We start from the raw sequence: 15493 nt of genomic DNA on the forward strand, positions 1-15493 counted from the left end.
TTGACACAAGTCCAACGAGAGCACCGAAAAAAGTTGTCGTCATAATTTATATCCCAGCATCATATCTGCAACTTTTTGGAGCCAACGACGAGCTCATTAGAGTTGAGAGAGGTGATGAACATTGAGAACAATTCTCCCTGAGAGGTGATGTGCAGCTTGCCGTAAATATTACGCCGATGAATACGAACGGTTCCTGAAGAAATTCCCAGCGCCTGCCCTGTCGCGTCTGCCGAAAATCCGCGAAGAATGTAGCCCACGATCTCTGTTTCACGTGGCGTCAACAGGTTCTTATCCAGAGTACGGAAAGCACGTTCGATAAGTCCCGAGAGGTTTTCTCCGCGCGGCTTTGTTGCAGTATGCTCAAATCGTTCTGCCAGATCGGCCCAATTTTGACGCCCTACCGCCGCTATAAAAGGCACCAGTTCGTTCAGATCACGAAGCTCGCGTGCCGAGAACGGCTTCGAGGTTCGCATTGCTGATATGATGACGCAAACGTTTGGCTCGACACTGAATTTGAAGCCGATTTCCTCAGCTAGCTCCGTCTGCACATAATAATTACGGAAATATTCTCCCTGATAAAATCGGTCTGGAGCTAGGCTCAGGACTCATTCCTTTCCAAGCCAGAATATAACGGCTGCTGCGAGATCTATTGCTGCTTGGAACACAATCGGGCAGCGATCATAACGGGTAGCAATTCTTCGCCAGTCTTTCAGTCTGCCAAACATGATTTCGATACGATTGCGCCGTTTATATCGGCGTTTGTCATACTTGATAGCCTTCTTGCGGTTTTTGCGCCCCGGTATGCACGGCTTTATCTCTTTGTCTTTTAACCGTTTTCTGAACCAGTCAGCATCATAGCCTCTGTCTGCAAGAAGCCAGTCAACCTTCGGCAGTTTATCGATTAGAACTGCTGCTCCTTTATAGTCGCTGATTTGCCCTGCCGTGACATGGAAACAAATGGGACGCCCCTGCGTATCGGTGACGGCATGCAACTTGGTATTTATGCCACCCTTCGTCCGACCGATCAGGCGTCCAGCGCCCCCTTTTTTAACCGTAGGCTTGAAGCCGTACGGTGTGCTTTCAAATAGGTCGCATCCATCATCACAGTCTTGCCGACTGATGATTGTGAAGACAGGCCTTCAAATATCTGCGCAAATATCCCCTTGTGACACCAACGGTTCCAACGATTATAGAGCGTTTTACAAGGCCCGTATTCCCGAGGGGCATCACACCACCGTAACCCATTGCGAAGAATGAAGATAATTCCACTCAAGACACGCCTGTCATCAACGCGTGGACGTCCATGGCTCTTGGGAAAAAACGGGCGAAGGCGTGACATTTGTCCTTCGCTCAGCCAGTAAAGATTACTCATTGATCAGCCTCCTCAAACGAAACTGAATCACCTCTCCTTTCTGAAATCAATGGGTCCTGAGCCTAAGCCATAACTGCCATAGAGACGTGCGCTTGTGCCAAGAATTGTTGCATCGTTAGCAGCATCAGCCCCAATAATCATTTGAGTGCTTTGACCTGCTGGCGCAAATCTACGCTGCCGCTTAGTTTGTAGGCTCGGTTCAGCCATTTCCTCAATTTTCATGCGCAGATTTCCCATAGATCTACGAATGTTTTCTGGCCGCTTTTCAGGCGCGTATTTGCTTATACCAGCATCGGTCGGCAATTCGATATTGATCGACAAGCGGTCCGCATATAGCCCAGCCTCGTCAATGAGTTGTGGTGAGGCCTCTGGAATAGATTTAAGATGGATATATCCCCGGAAATTATGCGTCGTGCGAAGCTCGCGCGCGATGCGTACCATTTCTTCCATGGTGTAGTCAGAAGAACGAATAATGCCCGACGAAAGAAACAAACCTTCAATGTAATTGCGTCGATAAAATTCTAACGTTAACCACACGACTTCTTCGGCAGTAAACCTTGCACGCTCAACATTGCTTGACGATCTGTTGATACAATAAGCACAGTCGTAAATGCAGAAATTTGTCATCAAAATTTTGAGGAGCGAGATGCAACGACCATCCGGTGCGTAAGCATGGCAAATGCCCGAACCTTCCGTCGAACCGAGACCACCAGACGTAGCCGAGTTCCGCTTTACAGTTCCGCTCGACGCGCAAGAAGCGTCATATTTTGCAGCATCTGAAAGAATAGCTAAGCGTTGAACGAGGGATTTCTTCATACGTTTGTTCTGTATATGTTCCATAATTAATTGTCAAGCGTACGGCTTGATTTGCGTAACGCTCGAAGAAACCGTTCGGATTCAGAACTTATCTAGCCTTCAAATAGAAATTAAGAATACGACCGGAGAGCGGTGTGCAACGAATTATAAAGTAGATACCAACCTGCCACCGCAGATTTTTTTACAGGATGTCTCTTACGAATTCATTCTTATTTGCAAGTTTTCGGTAACCGGTGTTCTGACCCCACGTTCTATTCGATTTTGTGTTCTGTCATTGAGAGTTAGCGAATGGACAGAACGGAGTTTCTCCATGGAGCCTCGAATGGAGTTTCTCTCAACGGATCAGGGTAAGCGTGACAGCCATCGTCAGTGGCCCGTTGATTTAAAAGCCCGGATTGTTTCGGAAAGCTTGCGCCCTGGCGTGAGCGTGCAGGAAGTTGCCGATCGTTATGGCGTGCGTGCGAACTATCTGTCTTCATGGCGCACGCTGGCACGTCAGGGCAAGCTTGTTTTGCCTTCGCCCGAAGATGATACGGAATTTGCGGCGATCATAGTAGCGGAGCCTGCAATTGAACCGGTAACGCCACCATCTTCACGCGTTGAGATATTCTGCGGGGAAGTCATCATCCGGCTGGAAGAAGGTGCACCTGCTTCTCGGATTGCAGCTGTTGCAAGCGCGCTTGCGGCTCTTAAATGATCTTTCCTTCCAATCGGGTGCGGATCATGGTGGCGACAAAACCTGTCGATTTCCGTAAGGGACATGACGGGTTGGCGATGTTGGTGAAGCACGAATTACGCAAAGATCCTTTCACTGGAACTGTATTCGTGTTCCGTTCGCGCAAGGCGGACCGGCTTAAGCTGATCTACTGGGATGGCACGGGTATGGTTCTGGCTTATAAGCGTTTGGAAGCCCATACGTTCAGCTGGCCAGAGATCCGGGATGGGCTAATGTCATTGAACCATGCGCAGTTTGAGGCCCTGTTTGCAGGGCTTGACTGGCGACGTGTCCGTGCAGTGAAAGCACGAGCGCCTATGGCTGTTTAAATGCTGCGGCACGATGACTCTGACACCATAATCATCAAGCATATCAAGGCCGGATTTGGTAAGTTCGGCCCATGCTGGATGCCACTGATCTTCCCAACGATATTGCTGAACTCAAAGCACTGCTGATTGCAGCAACGGCGCTCGGTCTTCGTAAAGATGATCGGATTGCGCGGCTGGAGAAGCTGGTTACAGCCTTCAAACAGGCCGCTTTTGGACGCAAGTCAGAGAAGATTAATCCTGAGCAGTTTGATCTGGCCCTGGAAGATCTGGAAACAGCTATTGCGGCGATCCATGCGGAAGATGAAGCAGATACAGCTTCCACCAAGCCCGCCTCAAAGCCACGTGCCATCAATCGGGGTTCTCTTCCAAAGCACTTGCCACGTATCGACGAAGTGATAGAGCCGGAAAGTCTGATTTGCGCCTGCGGTGGTTGCATGCATTGCATTGGCGAAGATGTTTCTGAGCGACTGGATGTGATCCCTGCGCAGTTTCGTGTCATTGTCACGCATCGTCCCAAATATGCATGCCGCGCCTGTACGGATGGTGTTGTGCAAGCACACGCTCCAGCGCGACTGATCCCGTCAGGCTTGCCGACAGAAGCAACAGTTGCGCATGTGCTGGTTTCCAAATATGCCGACCATCTTCCGCTTTATCGCCAGGCCCAGATTATGGGCCGTCAGGGCATCGACATAGATCGCTCGACACTGGCTGACTGGGTGGGAAGGGCAGCCTTTGAGCTGCGCCCTGTCTTTGATGCGCTGATTGCTGATCTGAAGCGATCAAGCAAACTCTTCATGGATGAGACGCGTGCGCCGGTTCTTGATCCCGGATCAGGTAAGACCAAAACGGGATATTTTTGGGCTTTGGCGCGGGATGACCGACCATGGGGCGGCAATGCCCCGCCCGGTGTCGCTTTCACTTATGCGCCCGGGCGATCTGGCCAATATGCCGAACAGATATTGAAGGGCTTCAACGGTATCCTGCAAGTGGATGGCTATGCAGGCTACAATCGACTGGTCACGCCAGATCGTATTGGTCAGAATATACAATTGGCTTATTGCTGGGCTCATGCGCGCCGTAAGCTTATTGAGATTACGCGCACAGGCTCGTCCCCGATTGCTGAAGACGGTGTAAAGCGGATCGGCGAACTCTATAAGATCGAAGCTGAATTGCGCGGGCTCACCCCAGAAGCGCGGCTCGCGGTTCGTCAGGCACAATCAAAGCCGCTGATCATCGATATGCAAACATGGCTTGCGTATCACCGCGCACGCGTGTCGGCAAAAGCCCCATTGGGCGAGGCATTGAAATACATCGCCAAATACTGGGACGGCTTGTGTCTGTTCTTGTCTGATGGTCGCGTGGAACTGGATAACAACAGTGTCGAAAGAACAATCCGGCCAATTGCATTGAGCCGAAAAAATGCATTATTCGCAGGTCATGAAGCAGGTGCTCATAACTGGGGTATGGTCGCCTCACTGATTGAGACATGCAAACTCAATTCAGTCGATCCGCAGAAATGGCTGACCAGCACGCTCACCGCAATCGTCAATGGTCATAAGCAGAGCCAAATTAATGAATTACTGCCGTGGAATTACTCATGATGAAGAACTTGATTGCCCGACCTTATACTGTCAGCGATTTTAACGGCTGCCTGGCAATATTCGATAGCAATGTGCCGACCTTCTTTGCAGCAGGGGAACGCGAAGAATTTTGCGACTTTCTGCTCGGAAAATCTGATGTGGAAGGCTTTTACCTGGTGCTCACGCTTAGCGAAGACATCATTGCTTGTGGTGGATTAACTATCGATGCAAAAAAGCGTCAAGCTTCTTTATCATGGGGAATGGTAAGCTCAGAGATGCATCGAAAAGGCATTGGCACGTACTTGTTTAAAGCCAGGTTAGAGCAAGCTAGACATTTGCGAAACATAGATGAGCTAGTCCTTTCAACAAGCCAGCATAGTTCTGGTTTCTATGAGAGACTAGGATTCAGGGTCTTAAAAATTATGCCCAACGGCTTTGGCCCAGGTTTGGATTGTTGGGAAATGACATTACGTTGGGAGGTGTTGTCACGTTAAGTTTCTCTTGCCGGAAAGGCCAGGGGTTCGTAGATATTCAGGCGACACAGGCCGCAATTTTCCATGCATCGAAAGCTTCGAGGCGATGGTAGCGAATTGTTTGTGCGGCTCGGCGACGAGATGGAACAGAGAAACAATTGCGGGTAGCTGAGTGCATGGAAACGAAGCGTTGCAACGCTCCCGGTGATCGGTGGCCTTGCATGGTTCGCTCCCGTTTCCTAAACGGCAGGTGGCTATTCTCGGCTCGATTATTGAGGCCCTTGTGCGACCAATGCTCAAGGCCGGGTGCCACTTCTGCTTTTGCTGCACTGTACGAGCGGAGCTTATCAGTGATGATCCGTTTGGGAGCGAAGCCATAGCGCTTCATTAACGCCACGAGCATTCGCTTTGCTGCCCCTTTATCTCGCCGCTTCTGCAAGATTTGTTCGAGAACGATGCCGTTTTGATCCACCGCACGCCAGAGCCAGAATTTCTTTCCAGAGCATTGGACGACCACTTCGTCCAAATACCAAATATCGCCAGGGCGCGCCTGACGACGCCGCAAGTTGCGCGTGATCTGGGCTCCGAACTTGGCGATCCAACGACGAACTGTCTCGTATGATACGTCGATACCACGCTCAAGCAGCATTTCCTCAACTTCACGCAGACTAAGGTTGAACCGCAGATAAAGCCACACCGCATGAGCAATAATCTGTGGCGGAAAACGGTGACGCTTGAAGATGATATCTGATGGCTGCATCGTCAAAATTTACGCCCAAACCGTCAGGCAGGCAACTGCAGTCCAGTTAACGTGACAACACCGGTTTATCTTCACGCCTACAAGACCGTGTCCGAGGCCCGCAATGCCATCGGCAGATATCTAAATTTCTACAACAGCCGACGGCCACATTCATCGCGTGACCGACAGACACCGGATCAGGTTTACTTCAACGCGCTGACACCAATGATCGTGGCAGCATAATCGAGGCGGTAATCCACTTAGCAAAACGCCCGAAACTGTTCAGACAAACCGAACCACTTCTGCAAAGCTGGTGCGTTCAATGTCCCGCAAGGCTTGTTCCTCAGATAACGCTGCATGCGAAGGCTTCTTCGGCAGGCTGAAAACAGAGCTCTTCTACCCCAGCGATTGGAAGAACACCACACTTGAGCAGTTTATCAATGAAGTCGATGGCTACATTCGATGGTACAACGAGAAACGGATCAAGATATCGCTTGGCGCTCGAAGCCCAATCGAATATCGAAACAGTCTTGGCATTGTGACGTAAAACCAGTCCAAGTTTTTATCCGCACCCCCGAGTGGCCACTTTCGCGTGAAGAAGAACATGGCCAAGATCGGCGGATTCCAGTCCTTCAAGACGGCGCGTCGGACGATGGCCGGGTTCGAAGCGACGTTGTGGCTGCGGAAAGGCTTCGACTTTTCCGGCGGGTGGACCGTCAACGATCAGAATGACCTGCTCGCGCGCCTCTTCGGACTTCAAAAGGTTAACAAAGCATAAAAATGCGACCGATCACGGGGCGGCTTTGACCTTCTCAACAATTTGCGACAAGCCGAAATACAACATAGAAAATTTGATCGCGCAGAACTTCTAAACTGCCAAAAACATGTCCAGGTAATAACAACTTACTTGAGTTGGAGCACGCGCGCCACCAACTCGTTTCTTCGCGATCGTGAAAATTACTTTCGTAATTCGGCTTCGATCTGATCGAGGGCCTGATCTTTGCCGATACCGGTCAGAAAGGGAAGGCCTTTGATGACTGGCTTGGTGACGGAAGCAGAAATTGGTGTGGTTGAAACAATAAAATCCACATTGTCAGCCAGGGATGCAACTTCTGTAGCCTTAGCCTGCTGGGCATTGAAGGTGAGCCCGCGCTTTTTCATTTCTTCGGTGACGGCGGCATTCACGGCCGTGGATGTCGCGACACCCGTTCCGCACGCGAAGAGAATTGTCTTTAGTCTAGCCATGGTTTCCTCCAAAGTGTTCCTACATGCCTTGCAATGCACGACAATCGCATTTGTGTTGTCTCGAGTTCCGCTTTGCAATTTATTGTTTGTTCAACGCAGTTTGAATATCTTCAAAAGAGCGCGCTGCCATCAGCCTCTCGAGTGCGTCCGGATCCTGAATTGTTGCCATGATCTGTTGCAAGGTCTCAATTTGCTTATCCTTGTCATTGATCGCAAGCAAAAAGACATACCCAACAGCAACGGCCTCGTCAGGATCTTCCATATTGGCAAATTCAACGGGTGACTTCAGTGTTGCAAAGGCAATACCCGCTTTGAGCACATGCTCAGGGTCCGTATGTGGAACGGCCACGTTCTTTTCGAGCTCAAGTGGCAACCCAGTCGGCATGGAGAGCTCACGACTTACCACTGCATCGGCGTAGCTTGGCTTTACATAGCCCAATTTTTCCAGTTTTCCCGCGAGAATCCGGATAATTTCCTCGTTTATTGTTGCGTCGCTCTGAAGCTCGATCGCGTTTGGGTCTAGAAAATCAATCAGACCAGCAGCCATTTCACTCTCCGTTTGAAGAAGGCCGCACGTCGAAGCAGACGTGCGGCTTTGATTATAGTGCAGAATTGATTGCCACTATCAGGCGATCTTTTCTTCTGCCGGTTCATCCTCTGCGCCCGCCGCACGTTCCCATGCAAGTGTGTTGCGACGATAGAGTATGAACAGTAACGCGATAACGGCGGCAATGACTGCAACGCCCACCGTACCACCAAGCCAGCTGATTGTTTTGATGATAATATCAGGAACCCACAGGAACCCATCAACCACTGAAGTAATCTGCAAGGCGTTTTCAGGCAGTTTGAAGCCAGACGACACTGCCGCACTGGTAAAGAGCGGAGCAAGCGCATTGGCTACATAGAATCCAATAGCCAGCGTGATTGTGCCCACCACAACCATACGGAATACGTTTCCTTTCAGAAGCGGAGCGGTCATAGCAACGATAAAAGGAATCACTGCAAGATCAGCAAACAAGATAACGCGATTGCCCGGCAGAATGACCGAGAGAATAATTGCGATTGGCACCAGAATAAGTGCTGACGAGATTGCAGCCGGATGACCAATCAGGATGGCCGAATCGAGACCAACAAGCAGTTCGCGGTCGCCAGTTCTCTTGCGGACGAACTCTTGCGCTGCATCAGAAACCGGAAGTAAGCCCTCCATCAGGATTTTGACCATGCGTGGCAGAAGCAGCATCACAGCTGCCAGTGTCATGCCCGTACCAAGTACCTTGGCAAGTACCGTACCGAAGTCGCCCGCATTATAGAATGCGATAAGACCGAGCACGAGACCGATGATCAGCCCCATAACAACCGGTTCACCAAACACCCCAAAGCGACGTTCGATGGTTTCGGTGTTGATGTTGATCTTGTTGATGCCAGGAATGCGGTCCATGATCCAGTTGAGCACAATCGCGATTGGCAGGATTTGTGCGGAAGCCAGATGTGGTACGGAAACGCCGGGAATGCCGTAGAACTGCTGCACAGCGCGCGCCGACCAATCTGCAAACAGCAGAGACAGAGCGGCAACAAGCGCTGCAACAATAATACCGTAAGCGATACTATCGGTTGCGGCCACTACCAGCGAGCCAACGAAGGCAAAGTGCCAGAAGTTCCATACATCGACATTCAGTGTCCGCGTCCAGCGCATCAGAAGAAGAGCGATGTTGACCAGAATGCCGACTGGAATAACCCATAGACCCACGGACGAGCCAAAGGCGATTGCCGCAGCGGAAGGCCAACCCACATCAACGATATCACGCTTAATGCCTGTGTTGGTGACGATTGCCTGAGCGACTTCACCAATAGAGGTGAACATCAAGCCCAAAACCAGATTAATACCGATGAAAGCGACACCGATGGTGATCGCTGCGCGAAAGGCTTTGCCCACCTTGGCGCCAAGAACCACCGCAATAATGAAGATGACGATAGGCAACAGAACCGTTGCCCCAAGCGTATCGACTGCCGTTTTTAGTCCGCTCAGAAACGCGTCCATTTATTTCTCCTCCCCCCGAAGCACTCCCAACGTGCATCGAGCTCACAGAACGCCATTGTTAGCTCTTACGTATCGACACTTCAAAATATGAGTTATGCGAAACGGCAGAACATTTGTATTCTATAGCAAACTAAAGTTGAATAACAAGATGGCATTTCAATGGGGTCGGCGCGAGATCAAAATGAACACTGGTATTGACTTAGAAACAAATGTTCATTAATCGATAGGGTGTCAGAGGAGACTGCAAACGTATTGCAGAGACGTTCAGGAGGAAACGATGGCAACCAATGTGGCGTTGACAGGTTTGGCACGCGATATGCAGGCGCGGGCGGACAGCGGGCGACCCATCCGTATCGGGCTGATAGGCTCTGGCGAGATGGGCACTGACATTGTTACGCGTGTTGCGCATATGCCGGGCATTGAGGTCGGTGCTATCTCCGAGCTGCGTGTTCCTAACGCTCTTAAGGCTGTTGATATTGCGTTTCAGGAAGAAGGGTATGGCCGCGAGGTTTCGACCGCGTCTGATCTGACCGCCGCGATGGAAGCGCATAAGGTTGCTGTCACCGACAACGCAAATCTTATCCTTGAAAATGATCTTATCGATGTTGTGATTGATGCGACTGGCGTTCCGGCTGTTGGTGCCGAGATCGGCCTGCGTGCCATGGAGCATGGCAAGCATCTGGTCATGATGAATGTTGAAGCCGATGTGACCATCGGCGCTTATCTAAAAGCTGAAGCGGAGCGCCTTGGCGTCACCTATTCGCTGGGCGCAGGTGACGAGCCATCATCCTGTATGGAGCTGATTGAGTTCGTAAGCGCCATGGGCCACCCAATTGTGGCCGCAGGCAAGGGTAAGAATAACCCGCTCAATATTGATGCTGTGCCTGATCAGTATATGGAAGAAGCTACCCGCCGTAACATGAACGTGCGTATGCTGGTGGAATTCGTCGATGGTTCAAAAACCATGGTCGAAATGGCTGCCATCGCTAATGCGACAGGTCTTGTGCCTGATAAAGCCGGTATGCACGGCCCAGCGGCGACGCTTGACCAACTTAATAAGACGCTGATCCCCGAGAAGGATGGCGGCGTACTGTCAAAGGTTGGTGTTGTTGATTATTCGATCGGAAAAGGCGTTGCGCCGGGCGTGTTTGTTGTCGCCGACATGTCGCATCCACGTATTTCAGAACGGATGGAAGACCTGAAGATGGGCAAGGGTCCATATTTCACATTCCATCGCCCTTATCACCTGACTTCACTCGAAGTGCCGCTAACCTGCGCCCGTGTTGTTCTTTATGGCAAGCCTGACATGGTTCCGCTTTCAAAGCCGGTCGCAGAAGTGGCTGCCGTTGCCAAGAAGGACATGCAGCCGGGTGAAAAGCTCGATGCGATTGGCGAATATTGCTACCGCGCATGGATCATGACTTCCGGTGAAGCAAGAAGCGCGCATGCGATCCCATGCGGACTGTTGCAGGGTGGCAGTGTGACCAAGCCAATCAAAAAAGGCGAACTGATCACTTACGACAACGCGGCTGTAGCTCCCGGCTCCAAGATTGCCGAGCTGCGCGCACGTCAGGACAAGCTCGTTTACGGAGCGTGAGGACAAAACATCATGGTTCAAGCCAAAAAAGTCGAACCGCAGGATACGGGCGACCGTCATAACTTGCCTTATGCCTTCCGCACCTATTCGCCGGAGCAACTGAAAGAAGCACTGCATAAGATGTATCTCATCCGCCGCTTTGAAGAAGGCGCGGAAGAAAGCTACACGCGTGGTCTCATTCACGGAACAATGCATCTTTCCATTGGTCAGGAAGCGAGTGCAATGGGATCGTGCCTGCCGCTCAATGATGATGACATGATCACCTCGACCCATCGCGGCCATGGTCATTGCATCGCCAAGGGCGCAGACGTGAAACGTATGTTTGCTGAGTTTTTTGGCAAGGAAACCGGTTATTGCAAAGGCCGTGGCGGCTCGATGCACATTGCTGATGTTTCCAAGGGAAATCTCGGCGCAAACGGTATTGTCGGTGGCGGTATTCCGATTGCTGTTGGTGCTGCCCTTTCTGCCAAGAAGCAGAAAAACGGCAAGGTTGTCGTGTCTTTCTTTGGTGACGGTGCGAATAATGAGGGCGCTTTTCATGAAGCGCTCAATATGGCCTCTGTCTGGAAGCTACCAGTCGTTTTCATCTGTGAAAACAATGGCTATGGCATGTCCACATCGACCAAGCGCTCGACGGCAGTTGCCAATGTGGCTGATCGTGCGTCTGCCTACAACATGCCGGGCGTGATCGTAGACGGTAACAATCTGTCGGAAGTGGCAGAGGCCGTCAACGAAGCAAGTGAGCGTGCACGACGCGGTGATGGCCCGACGCTGATTGAAAACAAAACATACCGCATTCGTGGTCATTCCAAGAGCGATCGCAACCGCTATCGCACCAAGGAAGAAATTGAGCATTGGCAGAATGATCGCGATCCAATCGCGCATTTTGAGGCCGACTTGAAAGCCTATGGCTTCATCAATGACGCCGAGATCGAGGCAATTCGTGCTGAGGTGGAAAAGGAAATCGCTGATGCGATTGAATTCGCCAAGAACAGCCCGGCGCCTGATCTTACCAACCTTACCCGCGACGTTTACACGGATGATATTTGAACATGGACACGACAATCCGTGAGTTGAGCTATTCGCAAGCCATTCAGGAAGCAATGGCAATTGCCATGGAACGCGACGACCGCGTATTCCTGATGGGTGAAGATATTGGCGTCTATGGCGGCGCATTTCAGGTGACAGGTGATCTGGTGCATCGCTTTGGCGAAGACCGGGTTATGGACACGCCGATTTCAGAACTGGGCGGGGCAGGTGTTGCTGTCGGTGCCGCGCTGACCGGAATGCGTCCGATTTTTGAGTTTCAGTTTTCCGACTTCGCAGCCCTCGCGATGGAGCAGATCGTTAATCAGGCCGCGAAAATCCGCTACATGCTCGGTGGTGCAGTTTCAGTGCCACTGGTTATGCGCTTTCCGGCTGGGTCGGGAACGGGGGCTGCTGCACAGCACAGCCAGAGCCTTGAAGCATGGCTTGGCCATGTGCCGGGTCTCAAGGTTTTGCAGCCTTCGACGCCTTATGATGCCAAGGGCATGTTGCTTGCAGCCGTTGAAGACCCTGACCCCGTCATGATTTTCGAGCATAAGCTGCTCTACAAGACCAAAGGTCCTGTTCCTGAAGGCTTCTACACCGTGCCAATCGGCAAGGCAGAAGTGGTTCGTGAAGGCCGTGATCTGACGATTGTTGCAACGGCAATCATGGTGCACAAGGCCCTTGATGCCGCCGCTGAACTTGCCAAGGAAGGTATTGATGTTGAAGTGATCGACTTGCGCACTGTGCGTCCGATTGATCGTGAAACCATCATTAAAAGCGTCAAGAAAACGTCAAAGCTCCTTTGCGTTTATGAAGCGGTCAAGACGCTTGGTATCGGTGCTGAAATCTCTGCAATCGTCGCTGAAAGTGACGCGTTCGATTACCTCGATGCGCCGATTGTGCGTCTGGGCGGAGCTGAAACGCCAATTCCTTATAATCCTGATCTTGAACGCGCGACCGTTCCGCAGGTGCCTGATATCCTGAAAAGCGCTCGTGATCTGGCCAAAGGAGTGCGCTGACCATGGCTGTGGAAGTCATTCTCCCCAAGGTCGATATGGATATGGAGACGGGGCAGATTTCGCGTTGGTTTGCCAAGGATGGCGATACCGTCACGAAAGGCCAGCTTCTCTTTGAAATTGAGACTGACAAGGCGGCGATGGAAGTCGATGCTCCAGCATCCGGTATCATCGCAGATATTACTGCTGAGGAAGGGGCTGTTGTCCCCGTCGGTCAAGCTGTCGCCTGGATTTATGCTGAAGGTGAAGAGCGTAACGGCAAGTCAACACCCGTTGTTGAAGAGCCCGTTGCTGCTGCACCCGTAGAAACCGTCATTGAACCGGTCGCTTTAAAACAGGTTGAACCAAAATCCTCCCAGGACTTTGAGCCAAGTTCAGCCAATGATGTGCGGGCAACACCGCTCGCCCGTCGGCTTGCACGTGAAGCTGGTATTGATCTCAAGTCCGTTCAAGGCTCAGGCCCGAAAGGTCGTGTGCAGAAAAAGGATGTTGAAGGCAATATCAGCATTGCGAAGCCAGTAGCTGCTGCGGTTGCGGTTAAACCGCCAGTGAGAAACGCTGCTGAACCAATCGCTCCGGCACTGCTTAATGCAGTCTGGTTGCGTGAGGGTGATGCAGGCCGCTTGCCGATCGTTCTGATCCACGGTTATGCGGCGGATCTCAATTCGTGGCGTGGATTGTTTGCCGGTGCGTCGCTCGGTCATCCGATCCTTGCACTCGATCTTCCGGGACACGGCAATTCACCACGCGCCATTCCTGCAAGCATTGACGACATTGCCGCAAGCGTTGAAGCAACGCTCGCATCACTGCATGTATCAGCTTGCGTGCTCGTTGGGCATTCGCTTGGTGGTGCGGTCGCGACTGTTACAGCAGCCCGCGGTGTTGTCGATGTGCGCTCATTGCTGCTCATAGCGTCGGGCGGTCTCGGACCACAGGTCAATGGCGCATTTATAACGGGTCTCATCGGCGCAAAAAGTGAAGCCAGCATCGTTCCCTGGCTTAAAGTGCTTGTTGCTGATGAAAGTCATCTGACAAAGCCGTTCATCAATGCAACCGTTGCTCAGGCTGCTGATACAGAACTGCGCGATACGCAAGAAGCTATTGGTGCGCGGTTTTTTGCTGATGGCACACAGACCTTTGAGGTGCGCTCGAGCATTGCTTCGCTTGCCATGCCTGTGCGGCTTATCTTCGGAGCGGAGGACCGTGTTATCCCGGTCACTCACGCGCATGGTCTGCCGGGTAAAGTGGGTGTCCATATCTTCGCAGGTTGTGGACATATGCCACAAATCGAAGAGCGGGCTGCTGTGCTGCAAATCCTGAAAGAATGCGCAGCCGCAGCTAATTAATACCGGCCTAAAGCAATAAAAAGCGCATCGTTTAGTAACGATGCGCTTTTTGGTCTTAGTGGGATGTTGCTTTGTCTTTCAACATCTGCGCGGCACTTTCTTCATCGGTGATGAGGACAGTTGGTTTGAGCAGTTCTACAGCACCCAGCAGCGCGGCGATCTTCTCTTTGCCACCTGATGTAAGAATACGTTGTGGCGTCTTCTGAAGGCTTTCAATTTTGGCTGACATGACACGGTCATGCACCGGATCATCAACGATTTTGCCGTTTATATCGTAAAAGTGAAACAGAACGTCTCCGACCGCACCATTGTCGATCAACGACAGTTTCTGCGCCTCGCCGATCAGCCCGACACGGTAAGATGTACTGCTTGCGGTTTGAATATCACCAACGCTGAGCAGGACCATGTCAAGTTGCTCCGCCATATCCAGCACGGTATTCAGCCCACAACGTTCGATAAGAGCGGTACGCGTTTCTTTGCTGTCGACCAGAGCAGGGGCGGGGATCAGATAGCCTTCCCCTTGAAAAATCTGCGCAAATTGCCAGGCAAATTCCGGTGGGTTCGAACGCCGTGGCTGCACAATACCACCTAGCAACGAGATAACTTTCAGGTCATTGAGCGGACGCGCACCGATATGTTGCAGGGTGTTGGAAAGGGTACGTCCCCAGCCTACACCGATTGTCATGCCGTGCTGTACTCTCTCCGAAAGGTAGGCGCCGGTCGCTGCACTGATCGGCGGGATAGGATCAATATCCGCGGAAGAGAGCGGCGCAACGATGGCGCGCTCAAGTCCAAATGTCTTTTCAAGCTCGACTTCAAGCGCTGTCAGACTGGCCAGCTTGCCTTCGATGGTAATTTTCACTTCATTGCGGGCGCGGGCATCTGCAAGAAGGCGAACGATTGTGACACGGCCAACACCAAGTGCTTCCGCGATGTCATTCTGCGTCATCTGCTCGACATAATACATCCATGCAGCGCGCGTTCTCAGCCGGCTTGTACGATTTTCCGCAGCCACACCTTCCGAGCCAATGATGAGGTCTGCTGCTTCCGGATTTTTCTGCGTCTTCTTGCCGGCTTTTTTCAAAACTATCCCTCAAATTAATAGCAAAATACAGTGTTATTGAAGTGGTGGTCTTCTTGTTAAACTATTGCTTTTCCATGTGAACGCAAACAATAATTCCTATGCATTGCCTAT

15 protein-coding genes and 4 pseudogenes are annotated in these 15493 nt (G+C 51.5%); 11 read left to right on the forward strand and 8 right to left on the reverse strand.

Annotated elements, in window-relative coordinates; all coding sequences use genetic code 11:
- Nucleotides 1-59 precede the first annotated feature (59 nt).
- The 3 genes and pseudogenes from RI570_RS17805 to RI570_RS17815 all read right to left on the reverse strand — a co-directional run.
- On the reverse strand, nt 60-548 hold the full coding sequence (locus RI570_RS17805) for a LuxR C-terminal-related transcriptional regulator (RefSeq protein WP_313830093.1): 489 nt from the start codon (nt 546-548) through the stop codon (nt 60-62).
- 57 nt (nt 549-605) lie between these two features.
- A protein-coding gene (locus tag RI570_RS17810; RefSeq protein WP_313829875.1) for an IS5 family transposase occupies nt 606-1372 on the reverse strand; the annotation gives its coding sequence in 2 pieces (ribosomal slippage) (nt 606-1049 and nt 1052-1372; 765 coding nt in all).
- A gap of 63 nt (nt 1373-1435) precedes the next feature.
- A pseudogene (locus tag RI570_RS17815) lies at nt 1436-2188 on the reverse strand (putative DNA modification/repair radical SAM protein); the annotation flags it as partial.
- A gap of 322 nt (nt 2189-2510) precedes the next feature.
- Here RI570_RS17815 and RI570_RS17820 point away from each other — a divergent pair.
- From RI570_RS17820 to RI570_RS17835, 4 genes are all read left to right on the forward strand, one after another.
- Nucleotides 2511-2885, forward strand: coding sequence for a transposase (locus RI570_RS17820; RefSeq protein ID WP_313830094.1), 375 nt, complete (start codon nt 2511-2513; stop codon nt 2883-2885).
- Nucleotides 2882-3232, forward strand: a complete 351-nt coding sequence (gene tnpB, locus RI570_RS17825) for an IS66 family insertion sequence element accessory protein TnpB (protein ID WP_313830096.1) — start codon at nt 2882-2884, stop codon at nt 3230-3232. The genes RI570_RS17820 and tnpB overlap by 4 nt, the downstream gene beginning before the upstream one ends.
- Nucleotides 3233-3303: 71 nt before the next feature.
- On the forward strand, nt 3304-4833 hold the full coding sequence (gene tnpC, locus RI570_RS17830) for an IS66 family transposase (protein WP_313830097.1): 1530 nt from the start codon (nt 3304-3306) through the stop codon (nt 4831-4833).
- The gene (locus RI570_RS17835) at nt 4830-5306 is read left to right on the forward strand and encodes a GNAT family N-acetyltransferase (RefSeq protein WP_313830099.1); all 477 of its coding nucleotides are present in this window, start codon (nt 4830-4832) and stop codon (nt 5304-5306) included. Before tnpC ends, RI570_RS17835 begins: the two co-directional genes overlap by 4 nt.
- Before the next feature lie 37 nt (nt 5307-5343).
- On the opposite strand, the gene RI570_RS17840 is transcribed toward RI570_RS17835, so the two are convergent.
- Nucleotides 5344-6045 carry an IS6 family transposase gene (locus RI570_RS17840; RefSeq protein WP_313830100.1) on the reverse strand — a complete coding sequence of 234 codons (702 nt, stop codon included), beginning with the start codon at nt 6043-6045 and terminating at the stop codon, nt 5344-5346.
- 63 nt (nt 6046-6108) lie between these two features.
- Here RI570_RS17840 and RI570_RS17845 point away from each other — a divergent pair.
- The 3 pseudogenes from RI570_RS17845 to RI570_RS17855 form a co-directional block, all read left to right on the forward strand.
- A pseudogene (locus RI570_RS17845) lies at nt 6109-6267 on the forward strand (integrase core domain-containing protein); the annotation flags it as partial.
- A 49-nt stretch (nt 6268-6316) separates the two neighbouring features.
- Nucleotides 6317-6571 (forward strand): annotated as a pseudogene (locus RI570_RS17850) (IS3 family transposase); the annotation flags it as partial.
- A gap of 30 nt (nt 6572-6601) precedes the next feature.
- Nucleotides 6602-6802, forward strand: a pseudogene (locus RI570_RS17855) (DDE-type integrase/transposase/recombinase); the annotation flags it as partial.
- 179 nt (nt 6803-6981) lie between these two features.
- Here the strand turns inward: RI570_RS17855 and RI570_RS17860 are convergent.
- The 3 genes from RI570_RS17860 to RI570_RS17870 form a co-directional block, all read right to left on the reverse strand.
- A complete protein-coding gene (locus RI570_RS17860) occupies nt 6982-7269 on the reverse strand; it encodes a PTS sugar transporter subunit IIB (protein ID WP_313830101.1) in 288 nt (95 codons plus the stop codon).
- Nucleotides 7270-7348: 79 nt separating this feature from the next.
- A complete protein-coding gene (locus RI570_RS17865; RefSeq protein ID WP_313830103.1) occupies nt 7349-7816 on the reverse strand; it encodes a PTS sugar transporter subunit IIA in 468 nt (155 codons plus the stop codon).
- Nucleotides 7817-7894: 78 nt separating this feature from the next.
- Nucleotides 7895-9307, reverse strand: coding sequence for a PTS galactitol transporter subunit IIC (locus RI570_RS17870; RefSeq protein WP_313830104.1), 1413 nt, complete (start codon nt 9305-9307; stop codon nt 7895-7897).
- Nucleotides 9308-9584: 277 nt separating this feature from the next.
- Between RI570_RS17870 and RI570_RS17875 the strand changes: the two genes are divergently transcribed.
- Genes RI570_RS17875 through RI570_RS17890 form a run of 4 tightly spaced genes read left to right on the forward strand, consistent with a single transcriptional unit; the run spans nt 9585 to nt 14298 of the window.
- Complete coding sequence (locus RI570_RS17875; RefSeq protein WP_313830105.1) at nt 9585-10904, forward strand: NAD(P)H-dependent oxidoreductase; 1320 nt, start codon at nt 9585-9587, stop codon at nt 10902-10904.
- A 12-nt stretch (nt 10905-10916) separates the two neighbouring features.
- Complete coding sequence (locus RI570_RS17880) at nt 10917-11954, forward strand: thiamine pyrophosphate-dependent dehydrogenase E1 component subunit alpha (RefSeq protein WP_310014594.1); 1038 nt, start codon at nt 10917-10919, stop codon at nt 11952-11954.
- Nucleotides 11955-11956: 2 nt separating this feature from the next.
- On the forward strand, nt 11957-12955 hold the full coding sequence (locus RI570_RS17885) for an alpha-ketoacid dehydrogenase subunit beta (RefSeq protein ID WP_012093444.1): 999 nt from the start codon (nt 11957-11959) through the stop codon (nt 12953-12955).
- A 2-nt stretch (nt 12956-12957) separates the two neighbouring features.
- Nucleotides 12958-14298 (forward strand): acetoin dehydrogenase dihydrolipoyllysine-residue acetyltransferase subunit, encoded by a 1341-nt coding sequence (locus RI570_RS17890; RefSeq protein ID WP_313830109.1) that lies wholly within the window; start codon nt 12958-12960, stop codon nt 14296-14298.
- A gap of 55 nt (nt 14299-14353) precedes the next feature.
- Here the strand turns inward: RI570_RS17890 and RI570_RS17895 are convergent, their stop codons facing one another.
- Complete coding sequence (locus RI570_RS17895) at nt 14354-15382, reverse strand: sugar-binding transcriptional regulator (RefSeq protein WP_313830110.1); 1029 nt, start codon at nt 15380-15382, stop codon at nt 14354-14356.
- Nucleotides 15383-15493: the final 111 nt, after the last annotated feature.

It is taken from the genome of Brucella pseudogrignonensis (assembly GCF_032190615.1).
GTDB lineage: Bacteria > Pseudomonadota > Alphaproteobacteria > Rhizobiales > Rhizobiaceae > Brucella > Brucella pseudogrignonensis_B.